Here is a 20,377-nt window from a genome sequence, read left to right as displayed (position 1 = left end):
AGCCGCTTATCCGGCCATGCAGCCGGGATCACGCTTCAGCGCAGATCGCTGGCGTGACGCTTCAAGTCGTCAAGACTGACGATCTCAAGCGCCGCCTCGTTGCTGGCGCTGAGCACCACACGTGGTGCGTGGCCGGCGTGCAGCGCCTCGCGCCAGCGCGCGGCACAAAGGCACCAGCGGTCGCCGGGCTTGAGGCCGGGGAAGCCGAACTCCGGGCGCGGTGTCGACAGGTCGTTGCCGCGCGACTTTGAAAAAACGAGGAATTCCTCGGTCATCTCGGCGCAAACGGTGTGGCTGCCCAAGTCATCGTCGGCAGTGGCGCAGCAGCCGTCACGGAAGAAGCCGGTCATTGGCCGCTCGCTGCAACTGGCCAGTGGCCCGCCGAGAACGTTGCGCTGACCGTGGCCGCCGAAGTCAGGCGATTTCACTCGGCCTCCTCGATCCACGCTGCCTGGATCGCTTCGAGGATCTTCTCGCTGCAACGCTTGGGGTCGTCGGCGAAGTCCGGCAAGGACTGCACCAGCCGCATCAGGTCAACGAAATTGATGCTCAGCGGATCGATATCGGCGTGCTGATCGGCAAGCGCGATGGCGATATCGTTGATGTCGGTCCATTTCATCGATGTCCCTCCTTCGCCATGTTGATGGTGTAGCGCGGAATCTCGATCACCAGCGGAGTCTCGCCGACCGTTGCCTGGCAAGACAGGCGCGAGGTCGGTTCAAGCCCCCAGGCCTTGTCGAGCATGTCCTCCTCGAGTTCGTCGGCTTCGCCCAGCGAGGCAAAACCTTCGCGCACGACGATGTGGCAGGTGGTACAGGCGCAGGACATCTCGCAGGCGTGCTCGATCGGAATGTCGTTCTCGAGCAGTGTCTGGCAGATCGATTTACCCGCCTCCGCCTCGATCAGCGCGCCGTCTGGACAGAGTTCGGCGTGCGGCAGGACGATGATTTGCGTCATGACTGATCTTCTCCGGCCAGTTCATCGATACTCCGTCCGGCCAGCGCGCGGCGGATGTTCTTGTCCATGCGCCGGGCGGCGAAAGCCTTCGTTTCGGCGTCGAGCGCGTCCATCGTCACCGTGATCTGGCGACGGTTCTCGGCGAGTGCCGCCGCCTGCAGCGCGGCGATTGCCGTTTCGACGCGAACACGCTCCTCGGTAGAGAGCAGTTCGCCGTCGCTCTTCAGCGCCGACTGCACGGCCTCGATCAGGCGCTGCGCTTCGACCTGCGCTTCCTTCAGCGCGCGACGGAAAGCGTCGTCGCGCGAATGTTCGAGCGAGCCCTTGAGCATGCTGGCGATCTCGTCGTCGGACAGACCATATGAAGGCTTGACGACGACGCTGGCCTCGACACCCGAGCTCTGCTCGCGTGCCGACACCGAGAGCAGGCCGTCGGCGTCGACCTGGAAGGTGACGCGGATGCGCGCCGCGCCGGCGACCATCGGCGGAATGCCACGCAGCTCGAAGCACGCCAGTGAGCGACAGTCGCTGACGATCTCGCGTTCGCCCTGCACGACATGCACGGCGAGTGCCGTCTGCCCGTCGCGGAAAGTGGTGAAGTCCTGCGCCCGCGCGATCGGAATGGTCGAGTTACGCGGCACGATCTTCTCGACCAGTCCGCCCATCATTTCGAGACCGAGCGACAGCGGAATCACGTCGAGCAGCAGCCAGTCGTCGCCGGTGCGGTTACCGGCGAGCAGGTTGGCCTGTTTGGCGGCGCCGAGCGCGACGACCTTGTCCGGGTCGAGATTGTTCAGCGGTTCCTGCTTGAAGAATTCGCCGACCGCACGCTGGATCTGCGGCATGCGCGTCGCGCCGCCGACCATGATCACACCCTTGACCTCATCGGTCGCCAGCCCGGCGTCGCGCAGCGCCTTGCGCACCGCCTGCATCGTCTTGGCGACGAGCGTGCGCGTGATTTCGGTGAAGATTTCGGTGGTCAGCTTGAGATCGACGACCTCGCCCGACGACAGGCGCGCGGTGATCGGAGCAACACCATGAAAGGTCAGGTATTCCTTGCCTTCACGCGCGCGATTGAGCAGCAGGCGCGAGTCCTCGTGCGACAGCGGCTTCAACTTCGCCGCTTCGAGAATCCAGCAGAAGATGCGCTGATCGAAATCGTCGCCGCCGAGCGCCGAATCGCCGCCGGTCGACAGCACTTCGAAAACGCCGCGCGACAGCTTGAGGATCGAAATGTCGAAGGTACCGCCGCCGAGGTCATAGACCGCGAAAACGCCTTCCGAGCCGTTGTCGAGACCGTAGGCGATCGCCGCGGCGGTCGGCTCGTTCAAGAGACGCAGCACGTTGATACCGGCGAGCTTGGCGGCATCCTTGGTCGCCTGCCGTTGCGCGTCGTCGAAGTAGGCCGGCACGGTGATCACCGCGCCGACCAGTTCGCCGCCGAGCGCCGCTTCGGCGCGTGCACGCAGTGCATGCAGCACGTCGGCGGAGACCTCGACCGGCGTCTTGATGCCGGCAGCGGTATTGATGCGCACCATCCCCGGTGCATCCTCGAACTTGTAAGGCAGCGACTCGCGGTGCGCAATGTCGTGCAGGCCGCGCCCCATGAAGCGCTTGACCGAGCAGATGGTGTTGCGCGGATCGCTCGCCTGGTACGTCTGCGCTTCGTAGCCGGTTGCACAGCCATCGGAGGTATAGCGGACGACCGAAGGCAGCAGGGAACGGCCAAGTTCGTCGTTGAGCACGACGGCCAGGCCGGAACGGACGGTGGCGACGAGCGAATTAGTGGTGCCAAGATCGATCCCGACGGCCAGGCGACGCTCGTGCGGCGCATCCGACTGGCCGGGTTCAGCAATTTGAAGAAGGACCATGAAGCAGGGTTTCCGGTAAGAAGGGAGTCGGTCGGCGCTTGGCCGGCGTTTTCAGTGTTGCGGCACGCTGCTTGCATCGCTCATGCGCAGGGAATGAGCGTCAGTCGCTGCCCTTAGTTCAACTCATCGAGCGCCGCCAGCGCATCGTCGATGTCGGCCATCAGCTTTTCCTCGAACATCAGCCGGCGCAAGGCATCGGCCGCCCGCGCCAGCGCGCTTGTGCGTTGCGCCTGCTCGTTGGCCGCCAGCGCGAGAATGCCGGCAAGTTCTTCGTAGTGGGCACGCCGCTGGCGGACGAGATCATCACGCAGGCTGTCGAGTTCCTCGCTGCGTCCGGCGCTGGCGGCATCGGCGACGGTTTCGCGCAGTTCCATCTGCGCGACGAGAAAATCCATCGGCAAGGACGTATCGCGCGCGAAATCGCATTCTCCGCCGAGCAGGCCAAGCAGATAGCGCGCTCGCGACAGCGGCTTTTTCAGCGTCTGGTAGGCTTCGTTGATGTGGGTCGCCCACTGCAGTGCGCGCCGCCGTTCGGCATCTGCCGCCGTGGCAAAGCGGTCGGGATGCATCTCGACCTGCAACGCGCGATAGCGCGCATCAAGCGCGTTGCTGTCGACGCGAAAATCCTGCGGCAAATCGAACAGCGCGAAATGATCGAGCGCGAAGCGCTCGCTGCCAAAACCGGCGCTGGCGCTGCTGCCGGCCGCTGCCGCGCCGGATTGGCTTGCGGAGCCCGCAGCCATCAGACGTTGAAGCTCTCGCCGCAGCCACAAGCATCCTTTACGTTCGGATTATTGAACTTGAAGCCTTCGTTGAGTCCCTCGCGCGCGTAGTCGAGTTCGGTGCCGTCGAGATAGGGCAGGCTCTTCGGATCGATAAGAACGCGCACGCCATGCGATTCGAACTGGATGTCGTCGGCGGCGACATCGTCGGCAAACTCAAGCTTGTACGCCATTCCCGAGCAACCACTGGTGCGCACGCCAAGGCGCAGGCCGATGCCGCGTCCGCGCTTGTCGATGTACTTGCTCACATGCTTTGCCGCTCTTTCGGTCAGCGTTACCGCCATGGCTCGATCTCCCTGATCCTAGTCTGAAATATGGAACCGCCCTACTCTGCCTGCTTCTTGCGATAGTCGGCAACCGCCGCCTTGATCGCGTCTTCGGCCAGAATCGAGCAATGAATCTTCACCGGCGGCAAGGCCAGCTCCTCGGCAATCTGCGTGTTCTTGATCGCCAGCGCTTCGTCGAGCGACTTGCCCTTGACCCATTCGGTGACCAGCGACGACGAGGCGATCGCCGAACCGCAACCATAGGTCTTGAAACGCGCGTCCTCGATGATGCCGTCCTTGCCGACCTTGATCTGCAACTTCATCACGTCACCGCAAGCCGGAGCACCGACCATGCCGGTAGCGACACCCTCTTCTTCCTTGGTGAAAGAACCGACGTTGCGCGGGTTTTCGTAGTGGTCGAGGACCTTGACGCTGTATGCCATGATAAATCTCCTTCGCTTGCTGCCTGTTGTTTCGTTGCGCTGCAATGCCCGCAGCCGGCCTTAAATTGTCGCCCGCCTGCCGGCCGGACTCAGTGCGCCGCCCACTGCACCGTCGACAGATCGACGCCTTCCTGCACCATTTCCCACAAGGGCGAGAGTTCGCGCAACTTGCCGATCTTCTGGTGCAGCAGTTTCACGGCGAAGTCGATTTCTTCCTCGGTATTGAAACGGCCAATGGTGAAACGGATTGAGCTATGCGCCAGTTCGTCGTCGCGGCCGAGCGCACGCAGCACGTAGGACGGTTCGAGCGATGCCGAAGTGCAGGCCGATCCCGAAGACACCGCCAGATCCTTGATCGCCATCAGCATCGACTCGCCCTCGACATAGGCAAAGCTGATGTTGAGATTGTGCGGCACACGCTGCTCGACGTCGCCATTGACGTAGGTCGCCGGCAGATCAGCCAGTCCGGCCAGCAGGCGATCGCGCAGCGCGCGGACGTGTTCATTCTCGGTCGCCATCTCTTCGCGGGCGATGCGGAAGGCCTCGCCCATGCCGACGATCTGGTGCGTCGCCAGCGTTCCCGAGCGGAAGCCGCGCTCGTGACCGCCGCCGTGCATCTGCGCCTCAAGACGGATGCGCGGCTTGCGCCGAACGTAGAGCGCGCCGATGCCTTTCGGTCCGTAGGTCTTGTGCGCCGAGAAGCTCATCAGATCGACCGGCAGGCTGGCCAGGTCAATGGCCACCTTGCCCGTGGCCTGCGCCGCATCGACATGGAAAATGACATTGCGCTCGCGGCAGACGGCGCCGATTTCAGCGATCGGCTGGATGACGCCGATTTCGTTATTCACCAGCATCACCGAAGCGAGAATCGTGTCCGGTCGCAGTGCCGCCTTGAAAACTTCAAGGTCGATCAGGCCATTTTCCTGCACATCGAGGTAAGTCGCCGAGAAGCCCTGACGCTCAAGCTCGCGCACGGTGTCGAGTACGGCCTTGTGCTCGGTCTTCACGGTGATGATGTGCTTGCCGCGGCCGGCGTAGAAGTTCGCCGCGCCCTTCAGCGCCAGATTGTTCGATTCGGTCGCGCCCGAAGTCCACACGATTTCGCGCGGATCGGCATTGACCAGCGCCGCCACCTGCGCCCGTGCGTCTTCGACCGCGGCTTCGGCTTCCCAGCCGAAGGCGTGCGAACGCGAAGCCGGATTGCCGAACTTCTCGACAAGGTAAGGAATCATCTTTTCCGCGACGCGCGGATCGACCGGTGTGGTCGCCGAGTAATCGAGGTAAATCGGCAGTTTCAGCGTCATCTTCTACTCCATCCATCGGTCTGCCACGCACCAGCACGGCAAACCGTCATTGACCGGATCAACCGGAATACGCGACCGCTCCGAGCCGCCGCAGGTTGAGCGCCATTGTCTTCAGCGCAAATACGAAATCATCTATCTGGCGGGCACTGTTCGTCCCCCCCAGGCTGACGCGCAGCGCGCCCTGTGCCAACGAGGGTTCAATACCCATCGCCAGCAAGGTCGGCGACGGACCGATCTCGGTGCTTGAACAGGCACTGCCGCTCGCGACCGCGAAACCGGCACGGTCAAGGCGCGCCACCAGCGTCTCGCCATCGATGCCGGGCAGTGCGAAATAGCAGGTGTTCGGCAGGCGCTCGGCGCCGGCAGCGAAAATCGTCGCGCCAAGACCGCCCAACGCCGCCTCCAGCCGCAAACGCAGCGCCTGCAGATGCGCCGCCGTTTCGACACGTCGCGCTGCCGCCAGTTCGCAAGCGACGCCAAAACCGACGATCGCAGCAATATTCTCGGTGCCGGAACGCAGGCCGCCCTCCTGACCGCCGCCGGCGATCAGCGGTTCAAGGTCGAGGCGACGATCGCGAATCAGCGCCGCAGCGCCTTGCGGGCCGCCGATCTTGTGCGCCGAAATCGTCATCGCGCGCACGCCGGCGACATTGAGGCTGCGAAAGTCGAGCGCGATACGCCCGAGCGCCTGCACGGCGTCGGTATGAAAGGGAATGCCAGCGGCAGCTGCGGCCAGCGCCGCGATGTCCTGAACGACGCCGGTTTCGTTGTTGGCGCTCATCACCAAAACCAGCGCCGGGCGACGCGAGACGACGTCGCGCCAGTCTTCACGGTCAATACGGCCATCGCCATCGACGGTGATGCGGCGCAACTGCCAGCCCTGCCTTGCCAGTTGTGCAGCCGGCCGCAGGATGCTCGGATGTTCGGTGGCACCGACGGCCAGCAGCGCCGGAGGCATACGGCCGGCCAGCCCCTTGATGAAAAGATTGTTCGCTTCCGAGCCGCCACTGACGAATACCACCTCGTCGGCTTCGGCACCGACCGCGGCCGCCACTTGCGCCCGCGCGACGTCCAGCGCGCGCTTGGCGTCGCGCCCGTACTCGTGGCGCGCCGAAGCGTTGCCGAAGCGCTCGCCGAGCCAGGGCAGCATCGCCGCGCGCACCGCCGGATCGAGCGGCGTCGTCGCGTTATGGTCGAAATAGACGGGCGCGAACATCTGCTTGTATTGCGTTTTCAGAGTGCCGCGGAGGGATTGATCCGGGACAGCGTCGGCACGATACGCCGCGTTTCTGCTGTAGACGCCGGAGCCTGCTTGCGCTGGTGCCGTTCGACCAGATCACCGAGCGACACCGAACTCAGATACTCGTACATCTTGACGTTCAACGTCGTCCAAAGTTCGTGCGTCATGCAGCGATCTTCGTCACGGCAATTCTCGAAACCACCGCATTGCGTGGCATCAAGCGGCTCGTCGACGGCGCGGATGATGTCGGCGACCGAAACACCGGATTGCGGCCGCGCCAGGCAATAACCGCCGCCCGGTCCGCGCACGCTGTCGACCAGGCCGCCGCGGCGCAACTTGCCGAACAGTTGCTCAAGGTAGGACAGAGAAATCTTCTGCCGGTCGCTGATGCCGGCGAGCGTCACCGGGCCATCACTGCCGTTGAGCGCAAGATCGATCATCGCCGTTACCGCAAAACGTCCTTTGGTCGTCAGTCTCATCAGTTCGCCTCCGTCTATACCCGATTATTTCCGTCAACTATTTATCGAACTATAGGAGAACGCGTCGCGATTAGTCAACAATTTTGCTCAGGTATTTCGGATCGAAGCGGTCGGCAACGGCAAGATCGTCCTCGACACTGACGCCGGCCTGCTCCAGTCGCTCAAGCAGCACCTCAAGGCGGCGGTCGGTTTCGACCGCATGATCGAGCAAACCGTGAATGGCCTTGGATAGCGGATCATCCTGCGCACCCGCCAGCGCATACGCCGAGAAGCCGAGCTTGCCAGCCTTCTCCTCGCGCTTGTGCGCCAGTTCGCTGTCGATGATGCGCGCCGGATTGCCGACGGCGGTGGCGCCGGGAGGAACATCCTTGATCACCACCGCGTTCGAGCCGACTTTGGCGCCGGCACCGATGGTAATCGGCCCAAGTACCTGCGCGCCGGCACCAACGACCACGCCGTCGGACAAGGTCGGATGGCGTTTGCCCTTGTTCCACGAGGTACCGCCCAGGGTGACGCCGTGGTACAGCGTGACGTCGTCGCCGATCACCGCGGTTTCACCGATGACCACCCCCATGCCGTGGTCGATGAAAAAACGGCGGCCGATCGTCGCGCCGGGGTGGATTTCAATACCTGTAAAGAAACGCCCGAGATGCGAGATGAAGCGACCGAGCCAGTACAGGCGCGCCTGCCAGCAACCGTGCGCCATGCGATAGAAGATGACGGCATGCACGCCCGGGTAACAGGTAAGGACTTCCCAGGATGAGCGGGCGGCAGGATCGCGGTCAAAAACCGAGCGAATGTCTTCGCGCAGGCGGCTGAACATGAAAACAGGACTCCACAAACTCGCCGGGATCAGAGAACCGTGAATGCCCGGCGGGCAATTTCACGGACTGACCTGATCGTCGCGGCGCCGACGACCGGGCACAGGCATGGACGGATTCTAGAATACCCGACTTTTCCGATCAACTTTAAGCAAGCGCCGGCAGCCGACGACACGCAAAAGCGGCTGCACGCACGTGAAAGCAAGCACAAGGTGCAAGGAAACGGCTTGCAATGCCGCGACGCGCTTCGCTGGCAGCCGAAAATCAGCGCGCAATGCGCCGCTCGACCGCATCGAGGATGCCGCGCAGGATGTTGATCTCGTCGCGCTCCAGCCCGGCGCGCCCGAACAGCCGGCGCAACTTCGGCAGCAGGCGCTTCGGCTGACGCGGGTCGTGAAAGCCGGTGTCGATCATGACGCGTTCGAGATGCGCGAAAAATCCCTCGTTTTCCTCGATCGTCGCCGGTGCGGAAGCGAAGGGGACGACTGGTGACGCCACCGGCGGTTCGCCGGAAAAAGCCGCCAGACGCAGTTCGTAGCAAACCAGCTGTACCGCAGCGCCGAGATTCAGCGACTGGAACTCCGGAACCGATGGAATGTGCAGGCAACACTGGCAGCGCTGCACTTCATCGTTGGCAAGACCTGCGGTCTCGTTGCCAAAAACGAAGGCCACCGGCCCGTCGGCGGCGGCAGCAAGCAGCTGCGGCACCGCCTCGCGCGCCGCCAGCGGCGCCGGACCGAGGTTGCGCCGGCGCGCGGTGACGGCAACGGCAAACACCGCGCCGCCGAGCGCCTCGTCGAGCGTCGCGCAGATCTTCGCACCGGCAAGGATGTCGTCGGCGCCGGCAGCACGCGCCGTCGCTTCGTCGTCAGGAAAACGCTTCGGCTGCACCAGTACCAGTTCGGCAATGCCCATCGTCTTCATCGCCCGCGCCGCGGCGCCGATGTTGCCGGGGTGGCTCGGGTGCGACAGCACGATACGCACGCGCGCCAGCGCCTGCTCGGGAGAGAGGCTGGCGGCAGGAGACGAACTCGGCGCAGACGCTGGCGACGGCTTCATATAAAATGCTCGATTCAATCAACAGGGACAAACGAAACGGGCGGCCTGCGCCGCCCTTCGGGTTCTCAATCAGACATGCATCCAGCACTCAACATCGCCATCAAGGCCGCGCGCCGCGCCAGCCAGATCATCAACCGCGCTTCGCAGGACATCGAACGCCTGCAGGTCACGCGCAAGCAACAGAGCGACTTCGTCACCGAAGTCGATCGTGCCGCCGAGGCCGCGATCATCGAAACCCTGCGCGAAGCGTATCCGGAGCACGCAATTTTAGCAGAAGAGTCGGGGCACTCAGCCGGCCGCGACGCCGACAGCGAGTACGAGTGGATCATCGACCCGCTCGACGGCACCACCAACTTCATTCATGGCGTACCGCAATACGCCGTCTCGATCGCGCTGCGGCACAAGGGCGTGCTGACGCAGGCGGTGGTCTACGACACGGTACGCAACGAGTTGTTCACCGCCAGCAAGGGCGGCGGTGCCTTCCTCAACGACCGGCGTATCCGCGTTTCGCGCTGCCTGAAGCTGGAAGACGCGCTGATCGGCACCGGCTTCCCCTATCGCGCCTTCGAACACGCCGACGCCTACCTCGGCATCTTCCGCGAACTGATGCAGAAAACGGCCGGCATGCGCCGTCCGGGTGCTGCCTCGCTCGATCTGGCCTGGGTCGCCTGCGGCCGTCTCGACGGCTTCTTCGAATTCGGCCTGTCGCCGTGGGACATGGCCGGCGGTGCGCTGCTCATTTCCGAAGCGGGCGGCCTCGTTGGTGACCTCACCGGCGAAGCGAACTACCTCGACAGCGGCAACCTCATCGCCGGCACCCCGAAGGTGTTCGCGCAGCTGCTGCAGATCGTCGCGCCCTTCCGTTCAGCAAGCCTGCCCGCGTAAAGCCGGCAGGGATCAAATCCCCGCCAGGCGCGATCCGCTGCGACAAGCGGCGGCCGGACTGCGCCTCGCTGCTTCCGAGGCCGTACCCGCACCGAGGCGCCATGCTTGCGCTGCAGCGGCAGATCACGGGCCGAGCCTGTCACGGAGCGTCTTGCCTCATTCCTGGCAAGAAGCACCAGAAAGACTTCCGGGCGATCGTTTTCCGAGACGTCTGCGCGTGCTTAAGGCTGATGTCGACGGACGTGCGGACGTCGAATCCATTGGATAATGCGCGTTCGCCGAAACCGCCGGCCCGACGGCGACAAGAAGGCTCTGGCCCATAAAGAACGACATGACACGCACACCGGAAAGCACGGCGAGCGCCGGCACCACCGAGCCCGCAGCAAAGCACACGCCGATGATGGTCCAGTACCTGGGCCTGAAAGCGCAGCACCCCGATACGCTGCTGCTCTACCGCATGGGCGACTTCTACGAGCTGTTCTACGAGGACGCCGAAAAGGCGGCGCGACTGCTCGACATCACGCTCACCGCGCGCGGCCAGTCGGCCGGCCGGCCGATTCCGATGGCCGGCGTTCCCTACCATTCACTCGAACAGTATCTCGCGAAACTGGTGCGACTCGGCGAATCGGCGGCGATCTGCGAGCAGATCGGTGATCCGGCGACGAGCAAGGGACCGGTCGAACGCGCCGTCACCCGCGTCATCACGCCGGGAACGCTGACCGACGCGGCGCTGCTCGACGAGAAGCGCGACACGCTGCTGCTCGCGCTGTGCGTCGAACGCAAGCACGCTGGGCTGGCCTGGCTCAACCTTGCCAGCGGCGAGTTCCGCGTCAGTGAGGTCGGCATCGAGCAATTGCCGGCCACACTCGAACGCATCCGCGCCGCCGAAATCGTCCTGCCCGAAGGGCTGACGGCACCGGTAGCCGAGGGCACCGCGCTGACCCGGCGCCCGGACTGGCATTTCGACGCAGCCGCCGCAACGCGCGAGCTGTGCGCGCATTTCGGCACCACCTCTCTGGCGGGCTTCGGCGCCGACGGCCTCAAACCGGCGCTCGGTGCCGCCGGCGCCCTGCTGCGCTATGCGCAGGCAACGCAGGCGCGCGCGTTGCCGCACCTGCGCGCGCTCGTCGTCGAGAGCGACGAAACGTATCTCGGCCTCGACGCAGCCACGCGGCGCAATCTGGAACTGACCGAAACCCTGCGCGGCCAGCCGGCACCGACGCTGTTCAGCCTGCTCGACGTCTGCGTCACGGCGATGGGCTCGCGCTGCCTGCGCCATGCGCTGCACCACCCGCTGCGCTCGCCCGAGATACCGGCAGCGCGGCACGACGCCGTCGCCGCACTGCTTGAAGACGGAAACGCGCCGCAACGGCAACTCGGACTGCTGCGCAAGACACTCGCCGGCATTGGCGACATAGAACGCATCGCCGGCCGCATCGCGCTTTTTTCGGCGCGACCGCGCGACCTCTCGGCGCTACGCGACAGCCTCGCCCGGCTGCCGGCGCTGCAAGCACCACTGACCGGAATCCTGGCCGTTGCGCCGGCGCCGTTGCTGGCAGCGATCTGCGCCGATCTCGACACGCCAGCCGCAGCGCTCGATCTGCTCACGCGCGCCATCGCCGCGGAGCCGGCGACGCTGCTGCGCGAAGGTGGCGTCATCGCCAGCGGCTACGACGCCGAGCTCGACGAACTGCGCGCGATCAACGACGACTGCGGCGCCTTCCTGCTGGCGCTGGAAACGCGCGAGCGCGAGCGGACCGGCATCAGCACGCTCAAGGTCGAGTACAACCGCGTGCACGGCTTCTACATCGAACTCTCCAAAGCCAACGCCGAACGCGCGCCCGACGACTACCGCCGGCGGCAGACGCTGAAGAACGCCGAGCGCTACATCACGCCCGAACTGAAAGCCTTCGAGGACAAGGCACTGTCGGCGCAGGACCGGGCGCTGGCGCGTGAGAAGATGCTCTTCGACGGCGTGCTCTCCGAGTTGCAGCAGGCGCTGCCGCAACTGGCGCGCATCGCGCGCGCGGTCGCCCTGCTCGACATGCTCGGCGCCTTTGCCGAGGTGGCGCTGGCGCGCAACTACTGCCAGCCGCAGTTCAGCGACGCGCCCGGACTGCTCATCGAAGGCGGCCGTCATCCGGTCGTCGAGAGTCAGCTCGTCGACGGCAAGTCCTTCATCGCCAACGACCTGCGCCTGGAAGAGTCGCGCCGGCTGCTGCTCGTCACCGGCCCGAACATGGGCGGCAAATCGACCTACATGCGGCAGAATGCGCTGATCGCGCTGCTCGCGCACATCGGCAGCTTCGTTCCGGCAAGCCGCGCCGTGCTCGGACCGCTCGACCGCATCTTCACCCGAATCGGCGCCTCCGACGATCTGGCTTCCGGGCGCTCGACCTTCATGGTCGAAATGACCGAAGCGGCAGCGATCCTGCACCACGCCAGCGACAGGAGTCTGGTGCTGATGGACGAGATCGGCCGCGGCACCTCGACCTTCGACGGCATGGCGCTGGCCTACGCAATCTGCCGCAGGCTGATCGAGAAGAACCGCTGCCTGACGCTGTTCGCCACGCACTACTTCGAGCTGACGCTGCTCGCCAACGAATATGCGGAACTCGCCAATGTGCACCTCGACGCGGTCGAGCACGGTGAAGGCATCGTATTCCTGCATGCCGTCGAGGAAGGCCCGGCCAACCAGAGCTACGGCATCCAGGTCGCCGCGCTGGCCGGCATCCCGGCACCTGTGCTGCGCGCGGCGCGCCGCCAGTTGCGCGAATTCGAGGAACGCGCGGCAATCAACCCGCTGCAACCCGATCTGTTCAGTGGCGGCAGCATCGAGACGAGCGAATCGGCACCCGCAACAAGCACGCCGCATCCGGCGCTGCTCCGTCTGGCGGCAACCGATCCGGATGCGCTGACGCCGCGACAGGCACTCGATGCCCTCTACGCATTGAAAGCGCTTCTCGACGCCGATCATGACGGATGCTAGATTTCGGTCACACCACTGCCCGGAACCTTTGCCCGTGAAGACTTTCTTCGCCCGACGCGCTTTGTTTGCCCCGTTTTTCACCGTTAGCACGGCGCAGGCATCCGGCCGCTTCGCCGGCAGCGGCTTTGGCCTCCTCGTCGGCATTTTTGCCGCCGCGTTTTCGCTGAGCGTTCTTGCCGCCGGCAAACCGGCCGCGCACTCGCCGGAAGCAGGCAACGGCGAAATCATCATCGGCCAGGTCGCCGCCTTCAGCGGACCGCTGGCGCCGACAGGATCGCAGCTGCATGCCGGCGCACGGCTCTACTTCGATGCCGTCAATGCCGGCGGCGGCATCAATGGCGCGCGCCTCAAGCTGGTGACACGCGATGACGGCTATCGCAGTGAAGACACCGTGCGTCTGGTACGCGAACTGCTGCGCGAAGTGAAACCGCTGGCGTTGTTCGGTGTCGTCGGCACCGGCAACGTGCTGGCACTGATCGACGAGAAAGTGCTTGATCAGGCGGCGGTCCCGCTGGTGACGGTGCGCAGCGGCGCGGCCTCGGTGGTCGCACGCAACCACCCCTACGTCTTCCTGACGCGCGCAAGCTACGCCGAGGAAGTGCAGAAGATCGTCGAGCAGTACGCCAGCACCGGCACGCAGAACTTCGCGCTGTTCTATCAGGACGATGCCTTCGGCCGCGACGTTCTGCCGGCAGCCGAAGCGGCGATCAAGCGAGCCGGAGGCACGGTCGTCGCGCGTGGCGCCTACGAGAAGAACACCACCCACGTCGAAAATGCAGTCAAGGCCATCGCTGCCGCCAATCCGCAGACGGTGATCATGATTTCCAACACCGCCGCCAGCGCCGAATTCCTGCGCCAGTCGCGCGCTGCCGGCAATACGGCGCAATACGTCGCGCTATCGGTCACCGACGCGGCGCAGGTCGTCAAACTGATCGGCGTCGAAACAGCGCACGGTCTCGCACTGACGCAGGTCGTACCGTCGCCGGATAGCCGGTCGACGTCACTGGGCAAGGAAATCCAGGAAAACTTCCGCAAGTTCGCGGCCAAGGATGCACTGCTCAACGAGACCTTCGCCGAAGGCTACCTGGGCGGCAAGGTACTGGTCGAGGCGCTACGCCGCAGCGGCCCGAACCCGAGCCCGAGGAAACTGCGCGATGCGCTCGATTCCTTGCATTCCTGGGATGCCGGCGGCGTTGTCATCGATTTTGCCCCGACGCGCCACCTCGGTTCGCATTACGTGGACATCACCATCCTCAACCGCCAGGGCAAGCTGCTGCGCTGAGCCCTGACTGAGCACCGGACCGGCGGCCGCGTCAGCGCAGCGCACGCCTGAGATTGGAGCGCGGTTCCCGGCAGCAGCGCGGCGTAAAGCCTGCGCCCGCCGGGAGCGCGCAGAAGGACCCCGGCAGAGGTGATTACTCTTCGTCGTCCTCGTCTTCGTCGGCAATGCCGCCGCGCTCGATCTCGGCGGCGCTCGCCGGACGCACGGCAGTCACCGTGCAGGTGAAGATCAGCGCCAGACCGGCCAGCGGATGGTTGCCGTCAAGCACAACCTTGTCGGCGGCAATTTCGGTAACGCGATAGATCTGGTAATCGTCGTCATCGCTGCCGTCGGGGGCGCCCTCGAACTGCATGCCGACCTGCAGTTCCTTGGGGAAACCGTCGCGCGGCTCGATCTGGATGAGATCGGCGTCGTACTCACCGAACGCGTCGGCTGGCTGCATCTTCACCGTCACCGACTCGCCAACCTTCTTGCCGTGAATCGCCTCTTCGATCATCGGAAAAACGTCGTCGTACCCACCGTGCAGATAGACGATGGGATCTTCACCGGCGTCGACCAGCACACCATCGGGATCGGTGACGTTGTAGTCGAGCGTGACGACCGTATTTTTTTCCACTGTCATGTTCATGACTCAAATTCCTTAACTGCGCGCAGCATTTCGAGCGCGTGGCCCTTGGCGTTGACGCCATAGAGTGCGAGCCGCACGACGCCCTGTTTGTCGATGACGAAGGTCGAGCGAACGATGCCGAATTTTCTCGCACCGTCGACTTCCCTCGCCTGCCACACGCCGTACTGATGGCAGACCGAACCTTCCGTATCCGAGAGCAGGCGAACCGAGATGCCGTGCTTGTCGCGGAAATCCGCGTGACGCAGGCAGTCGTCGCGGCTGACACCGAGAATGGTGTAGCCGAGGCGCGCAAAGGCATCCTCATGATCGGAAAAGTCGGTGGCCTGCAGGGTGCAGCCCGGCGTGTTGTCCTTGGGGTAAAAATACAGCAGTACATGCTGTTTGCCACGAAACGACGCGAGATTGACAACTTCCATATCCGCATCGGGCAGTTCGAAAGTCGGCGCCGTCTGTCCAGCCTTCAGCATGCTGACTCTCCTCCAGGACTTCCCTGCCCAGGTTCGGGCAAGGCGGGGAGATTCTAACCAAGCGCGGCGGCGCTGACCACAAGGACGAATGAGCGAGTGAAAAAAGGTTGGCCGCTCAACGTGCCTTGCCCGCCGGAAGCGTTGCTGCGCGGGCACTGCCATCGCGCAGCAGATTGCTGCCTGTGGCACTGCCGGAGGGGTTTTCGGCGGAGGCAGCCGGCGTACCGGCCGCTGCCTTCTCCGGGATCTGCACGAATACTTCGTTCTGCTTGATCATGCCGAGTTCGAAGCGGGCGCGTTCCTCGATCGCGTCGAAGCCCTGCTTGAGGTCGCGCACTTCGGCGTCGAGGCCGTTGTTGCGCATTTCCAGCTTCTGGTTGGCTTCTTTCTGCATCTGCAGCTGGTTGTCGACGTCCCAGACACGCAACCAGCCGCCCTTGCCGATCCACAACGGATACTGCAGCAGCGCGATCAGTGCCAGCAGGGAGAGCGACAACCAGCGCATTCAGCCCACCCTCGACGAAACGCGGCTGGCGGCGCCGACGGGCTTGGCGCCCGGGTACGCCGCCGGCCGCAGCAGCATCAACGCAGGTTGTAGAAAGCGTCGCGACCGGGGTAGCCGGCGGTGTCGCCGAGATCTTCCTCGATGCGCAGCAGCTGGTTGTACTTGGCGATGCGGTCGGAACGTGACAGCGAGCCGGTCTTGATCTGCAGCGCGTTCATGCCGACGGCAATGTCGGCGATGGTGCTGTCCTCGGTCTCGCCCGAACGGTGCGAAATCACCGCAGTGTAGCCGGCACGCTTGGCCATCTCGATCGCAGCGAAGGTCTCGGTCAGGGTTCCGATCTGGTTGATCTTGATCAGGATCGAGTTGGCAACGCCCTTCTGGATGCCTTCCTTGAGGATCTTGGTGTTGGTGACGAAGAGATCGTCGCCGACGATCTGCACCGTCTTGCCGAGGCGGTCGGTGAGCAACTTCCAGCCCTCCCAGTCGCCTTCGGCCATGCCGTCCTCGATCGAGACGATCGGAAACTGCTCGGCGAGGTTGGCGAGGTAATCAACGAACTGCGCCGAGGTCAGCTGCAGATTCTCGCCGGCCAGCTGGTACTTGCCGTCCTTGAAGAATTCGGAGGCAGCGCAGTCGAGCGCGATCAGCACCTGCGTACCGGGCGTGTAGCCGGCATTTTCGACCGCCTGCAGGATCAGCTGGATGGCTTCGGCGTGGCTGCCGAGATTCGGCGCAAAGCCGCCCTCGTCGCCGACGGCGGTGGAGAAGCCCTTCTTGTCGAGCAGCTTCTTCAGCGCGTGGAAGATTTCGGCACCGCAGCGCAGCGCTTCGCGGAAGCTGTCGAAACCGACCGGCATCACCATGAACTCCTGGATATCCAGGCTGTTGTTGGCGTGCGCGCCGCCGTTGATGATGTTCATCATCGGCACCGGCATCTGCATCGAACCGGAACCGCCGAAGTAGCGGTAGAGCGGCAGCCCGGCTTCTTCAGCAGCGGCCTTGGCGACGGCCATCGACACGGCGAGGATGGCATTGGCGCCGAGGCGCGACTTGTTTTCGGTACCGTCGAGGTCGATCAACGTCTTGTCGATGAACGCCTGTTCCTGTGCGTCGAGACCGATGATCGCTTCGGAAATCTCGGTATTGATGTTCTCGACCGCCTGCAGGACGCCCTTGCCGAGGTAACGGTTGGGGTGGCCGTCACGCAGTTCGATCGCTTCGCGCGAACCGGTAGAGGCACCGGACGGCACCGCAGCGCGGCCCATGACGCCGGATTCGAGCAGCACATCGCACTCGACGGTGGGATTGCCGCGCGAATCAAGAATCTCGCGGGCAACGACATCAACGACAGAACTCATGAAAAACCCCTTTCAATCAAGAAAACCGGACCGCAGCGGTGAGCGACTTGTGCAGTCAGACTGCGTCGCCTCTCCTGCCACGGCGTTCAAACGCCCCCGACGACGAGCATATTCATGCTCGCCGCATTTTCGCGCGCTAGGCGCGCTGCCCGGTACTCGGGCGAATCGTAAAACTGCTTCGCCGCTTCGACCGAGTCGAACTCGACAATGACCAGCCGCTCGGGCGGCGTCCAGTCACCTTCGATCGTCTCTACCGGACCACCGCGCACCAGATAACGACCACCGTAGGCCGCAATTGCCGTCTGCGCCAGCTTCTTGTAGATCTCGTAAGCTTGTGCGTCCTGTACCTTGGCCTCGACGACGAGGTAGGCCGCCATCAGCGCAGTTCCTCGAAACCGGCGCTTTTCGCCGCCCGATCGAGTGCCTGCAAGGTGCGCAGCAGGCTTTCCATGCGCGCCAGCGGCCAGCTGTTGGGGCCGTCGGACAGTGCCTTTTCCGGACACGGATGCGTTTCCATGAACAGGCCGGCGATGCCGACGCCGATCGCAGCGCGTGCCAGCACCGGCACGAACTCGCGCTGACCGCCGGAGACAGTGCCCTGCCCGCCCGGCAGCTGCACCGAGTGCGTCGCGTCGAAAACGACCGGGCACGCCGTGTCGCGCATGATGGCGAGGCTGCGCATGTCGGAGACGAGATTGTTGTAACCGAAGGACGCGCCGCGCTCGCAGACCATCAGCGTGTCGGCACCGGCGTTGGCCTCGCGCGCCTTGGCGACGACATTCTTCATGTCGCCGGGCGCGAGGAACTGGCCCTTCTTGATGTTCACCGGCTTGCCGGTGGCGGCGACGGCGTGGATGAAATCGGTCTGCCGGCAGAGAAAAGCCGGCGTCTGCAGCACGTCGACCACTGAAGCTACCGCAGCAACATCGCGCTCGTCATGCACGTCGGTGAGGATCGGCACGCCGACCTGTCGACGCACCTCGTCGAGCAGCTTGAGCCCCGAGTCGCGTCCCGGCCCGCGCGGCGAAACGCCCGAGCTGCGGTTGGCCTTGTCGTACGAGGCCTTGAAGATGTAGGGAATGCCGAGACGCGCGCAGACTTCCTTCATCTGCCCGGCGACGTCGACACACAGCTCGAGCGACTCGGCGGTGCACGGACCGGCGATCAGGAAGAAGGGATGGTCGAGACCGACCTCGAAGCCGCAGAGCTTCATGCTTTCGCCCGACGATTCAGAGCCGCGCGTACAAAAGACGTGAACAGCGGGTGGCCGGAGCGCGGCGAAGAGGTGAATTCGGGATGGAACTGACAGCCGACGAACCACGGATGCGCCAGCGGCCCTTCGTGCGGCAGTTCGATCATCTCGCACAGATCGGTTCCCGGCGCGCGGCCGGCGACGATCAGTCCCTTCGCTTCCAGATCGGCCAGTAGCGTGTTATTGACTTCGTAGCGGTGGCGGTGGCGCTCGATGATCTCGGCCTTGCCGTAGATCTGCCGCGCCAGCGTGCCGTCACGCAGTTCGCACAGTTGACCGCCGAGACGCATGGTGCCGCCGAGGTCGGAGTTTTCGTCGCGCTTCTCGATGCGGCCCGAAGCGTCCTGCCATTCGGTGATCAGGCCGATCACCGGATACGGCGTCGCCGTGTCGAACTCGGTGCTGTGCGCGCCGGCCATGCCGGCGACGTCGCGCGCGAACTCGACGACGGCGAGCTGCATGCCGAGGCAGATGCCAAGATAAGGCGTGCCGCTTTCGCGGGCATAGCGGATCGCCGCGATCTTGCCTTCGGTGCCGCGCTTGCCGAAGCCGCCGGGAACGAGAATCGCGTCCATCGCACGCAGCGCGGCGGTGCCCTTCTGTTCGATGTCTTCCGAGTCGATATAGACGATCTCGACGCGACTACGCGTGTAGATACCGGCGTGCTTGATTGCCTCGGTCAGCGACTTGTACGACTCGGTCAGGTCGACGTACTTGCCGACGAAAGCGATCTTCAGTTCGTGCTGCGGATGGTCGAGCGCATCAACGAGCTTCTTCCAGACGGTCAGATCGGCCGCACGTGCCAGGATGCCGAGCTTGTGACAGACGATCTCGTCGAGCATCTGGTCATGCAGCATCCCCGGAACCTTGTAGATCGAGTCGGCATCGAGCACCTCGATCACCGCCTCGCGCTGCACGTTACAGAACAGCGCGATCTTCTTCTTTTCGTCTTCCGGAATGTGCCGGTCGGCACGACAGAGCAACACATCGGGCTGGATGCCGATTTCGCGCAATTCCTTGACCGAGTGCTGCGTCGGCTTGGTTTTCAGTTCGCCGGCGGTCGGGATGTAGGGCAGCAGCGTGAGGTGGATGAAGCAGGCGTTGTTGCGCCCTTCTTCCAGCCCCATCTGGCGGATCGCCTCAAGGAAAGGCAGGGACTCGATATCGCCGACTGTGCCGCCGACTTCGACGATCGCCACGTCGGCGCCATCGGCACCGCGCTTGATGTGTGCCTTGATCTCGTCGGTGATGTGCGGAATCACCTGCACCGTCTTGCCGAGATATTCGCCGCGGCGTTCCTTGCGGATCACCGAGTCGTAAATCTGGCCGGTGGTGAAGTTGTTGCTCTTCTTCATCTTGGCGCTGGTGAAGCGCTCGTAATGGCCAAGATCGAGATCGGTCTCGGCGCCGTCTTCGGTGACGAAGACTTCGCCGTGCTGGAACGGACTCATCGTTCCAGGATCAACGTTGATGTAAGGGTCGAGCTTGAGGTGGGTGACGCGCAGGCTGCGGGATTCGAGAATCGCGCCCAGCGAGGCGGCGGCGATGCCCTTGCCGAGTGAGGACACCACACCGCCGGTAACGAAGACGTATTTGGTCATGGAAAGACTGGCTGCGGGAAAGCCGAATGATAGCCGAAAAGGGGAAAGCGCTCCAAGCTCAGTCCGGTGTGCAGTCCGCCACGCAGGGCTGTTTTCCGGGTTTTTCCGTTCAGCTGCGCAGCCATTCCCAATCTCCGTCAGTGGCTTGCGATCACCGGTGTTCGGCGCCCGCCCTGCGCTGCCGC

21 protein-coding genes and 1 pseudogene are annotated in these 20,377 nt (G+C 64.1%); 3 read left to right on the top strand and 19 right to left on the bottom strand.

Annotation, left to right across the window (positions count from 1 at the left end; genetic code table 11):
• Positions 1-35 precede the first annotated feature (35 nt).
• The 12 genes from GGD90_RS07470 to GGD90_RS07415 all read right to left on the bottom strand — a co-directional run bounded on the left by GGD90_RS07470 (position 36) and on the right by GGD90_RS07415 (position 9,222).
• A complete protein-coding gene (locus GGD90_RS07470; protein ID WP_153115642.1) occupies positions 36-428 on the bottom strand; it encodes a DUF2237 family protein in 393 nt (130 codons plus the stop codon).
• Entirely contained in the window at positions 425-619 is a 195-nt protein-coding gene (iscX, locus tag GGD90_RS07465) for a Fe-S cluster assembly protein IscX (protein ID WP_153115641.1), read from the bottom strand. Before iscX ends, GGD90_RS07470 begins: the two co-directional genes overlap by 4 nt.
• Positions 616-957, bottom strand: coding sequence for an ISC system 2Fe-2S type ferredoxin (fdx, locus tag GGD90_RS07460; protein WP_153115640.1), 342 nt, complete (start codon positions 955-957; stop codon positions 616-618). Before fdx ends, iscX begins: the two co-directional genes overlap by 4 nt.
• Positions 954-2,828: a Fe-S protein assembly chaperone HscA gene (gene hscA / locus GGD90_RS07455; RefSeq protein WP_153115639.1), complete on the bottom strand. Its 1,875-nt coding sequence runs from the start codon at positions 2,826-2,828 to the stop codon at positions 954-956. Before hscA ends, fdx begins: the two co-directional genes overlap by 4 nt.
• Before the next feature lie 113 nt (positions 2,829-2,941).
• Positions 2,942-3,571, bottom strand: a complete 630-nt coding sequence (hscB, locus tag GGD90_RS07450; protein WP_153115638.1) for a Fe-S protein assembly co-chaperone HscB — start codon at positions 3,569-3,571, stop codon at positions 2,942-2,944.
• The gene (gene iscA / locus GGD90_RS07445; protein WP_153115637.1) at positions 3,571-3,894 is read right to left on the bottom strand and encodes an iron-sulfur cluster assembly protein IscA; all 324 of its coding nucleotides are present in this window, start codon (positions 3,892-3,894) and stop codon (positions 3,571-3,573) included. The genes hscB and iscA overlap by 1 nt, the downstream gene beginning before the upstream one ends.
• A 41-nt stretch (positions 3,895-3,935) precedes the next feature.
• Complete coding sequence (gene iscU / locus GGD90_RS07440; protein WP_153115636.1) at positions 3,936-4,319, bottom strand: Fe-S cluster assembly scaffold IscU; 384 nt, start codon at positions 4,317-4,319, stop codon at positions 3,936-3,938.
• An 89-nt stretch (positions 4,320-4,408) separates the two neighbouring features.
• Positions 4,409-5,623, bottom strand: a complete 1,215-nt coding sequence (locus tag GGD90_RS07435) for an IscS subfamily cysteine desulfurase (RefSeq protein WP_153115635.1) — start codon at positions 5,621-5,623, stop codon at positions 4,409-4,411.
• Between the two features lie 58 nt (positions 5,624-5,681).
• Positions 5,682-6,839 carry a cysteine desulfurase family protein gene (locus GGD90_RS07430; RefSeq protein WP_153115634.1) on the bottom strand — a complete coding sequence of 386 codons (1,158 nt, stop codon included), beginning with the start codon at positions 6,837-6,839 and terminating at the stop codon, positions 5,682-5,684.
• A gap of 17 nt (positions 6,840-6,856) precedes the next feature.
• Complete coding sequence (gene iscR, locus GGD90_RS07425) at positions 6,857-7,342, bottom strand: Fe-S cluster assembly transcriptional regulator IscR (RefSeq protein ID WP_153115633.1); 486 nt, start codon at positions 7,340-7,342, stop codon at positions 6,857-6,859.
• A gap of 70 nt (positions 7,343-7,412) precedes the next feature.
• Positions 7,413-8,165, bottom strand: coding sequence for a serine O-acetyltransferase (gene cysE / locus GGD90_RS07420; RefSeq protein ID WP_153115632.1), 753 nt, complete (start codon positions 8,163-8,165; stop codon positions 7,413-7,415).
• A gap of 262 nt (positions 8,166-8,427) precedes the next feature.
• Complete coding sequence (locus GGD90_RS07415; RefSeq protein WP_153115631.1) at positions 8,428-9,222, bottom strand: RNA methyltransferase; 795 nt, start codon at positions 9,220-9,222, stop codon at positions 8,428-8,430.
• 75 nt (positions 9,223-9,297) lie between these two features.
• On the opposite strand from GGD90_RS07415, the gene GGD90_RS07410 reads away from it, so the two are divergent.
• The 3 genes from GGD90_RS07410 (at position 9,298) to GGD90_RS07400 (ending at position 14,378) form a co-directional block, all read left to right on the top strand.
• On the top strand, positions 9,298-10,107 hold the full coding sequence (locus GGD90_RS07410) for an inositol monophosphatase family protein (RefSeq protein WP_153115630.1): 810 nt from the start codon (positions 9,298-9,300) through the stop codon (positions 10,105-10,107).
• A gap of 331 nt (positions 10,108-10,438) precedes the next feature.
• The gene (mutS, locus tag GGD90_RS07405; RefSeq protein WP_228273660.1) at positions 10,439-13,096 is read left to right on the top strand and encodes a DNA mismatch repair protein MutS; all 2,658 of its coding nucleotides are present in this window, start codon (positions 10,439-10,441) and stop codon (positions 13,094-13,096) included.
• A gap of 34 nt (positions 13,097-13,130) precedes the next feature.
• Entirely contained in the window at positions 13,131-14,378 is a 1,248-nt protein-coding gene (locus GGD90_RS07400) for an ABC transporter substrate-binding protein (protein WP_184415001.1), read from the top strand.
• 133 nt (positions 14,379-14,511) lie between these two features.
• On the opposite strand, the gene GGD90_RS07395 is transcribed toward GGD90_RS07400, so the two are convergent.
• The 7 genes and pseudogenes from GGD90_RS07395 to GGD90_RS07365 form a co-directional block, all read right to left on the bottom strand.
• Positions 14,512-15,006, bottom strand: a complete 495-nt coding sequence (locus tag GGD90_RS07395; protein WP_200383348.1) for an FKBP-type peptidyl-prolyl cis-trans isomerase — start codon at positions 15,004-15,006, stop codon at positions 14,512-14,514.
• Positions 15,003-15,473 carry a peroxiredoxin gene (locus GGD90_RS07390; RefSeq protein WP_153115628.1) on the bottom strand — a complete coding sequence of 157 codons (471 nt, stop codon included), beginning with the start codon at positions 15,471-15,473 and terminating at the stop codon, positions 15,003-15,005. Before GGD90_RS07390 ends, GGD90_RS07395 begins: the two co-directional genes overlap by 4 nt.
• 235 nt (positions 15,474-15,708) lie before the next feature.
• Positions 15,709-15,978 (bottom strand): annotated as a pseudogene (ftsB, locus tag GGD90_RS07385) (cell division protein FtsB); the annotation flags it as partial.
• Between the two features lie 77 nt (positions 15,979-16,055).
• A complete protein-coding gene (gene eno / locus GGD90_RS07380) occupies positions 16,056-17,339 on the bottom strand; it encodes a phosphopyruvate hydratase (RefSeq protein WP_153115626.1) in 1,284 nt (427 codons plus the stop codon).
• An 86-nt stretch (positions 17,340-17,425) separates the two neighbouring features.
• Entirely contained in the window at positions 17,426-17,716 is a 291-nt protein-coding gene (locus tag GGD90_RS07375; RefSeq protein WP_153115625.1) for a DUF1330 domain-containing protein, read from the bottom strand.
• Complete coding sequence (gene kdsA / locus GGD90_RS07370; protein ID WP_153115624.1) at positions 17,716-18,552, bottom strand: 3-deoxy-8-phosphooctulonate synthase; 837 nt, start codon at positions 18,550-18,552, stop codon at positions 17,716-17,718. The genes GGD90_RS07375 and kdsA overlap by 1 nt, the downstream gene beginning before the upstream one ends.
• Positions 18,549-20,192, bottom strand: a complete 1,644-nt coding sequence (locus GGD90_RS07365) for a CTP synthase (RefSeq protein ID WP_153115623.1) — start codon at positions 20,190-20,192, stop codon at positions 18,549-18,551. Before GGD90_RS07365 ends, kdsA begins: the two co-directional genes overlap by 4 nt.
• Between the last annotated feature and the right edge of the window lie 185 nt (positions 20,193-20,377).

Origin of the sequence: Rhodocyclus tenuis, from assembly GCF_014197755.1 — a bacterium.
Lineage (GTDB): Bacteria > Pseudomonadota > Gammaproteobacteria > Burkholderiales > Rhodocyclaceae > Rhodocyclus > Rhodocyclus tenuis.
This window is presented reverse-complemented; position numbering and strand designations above follow the sequence as displayed.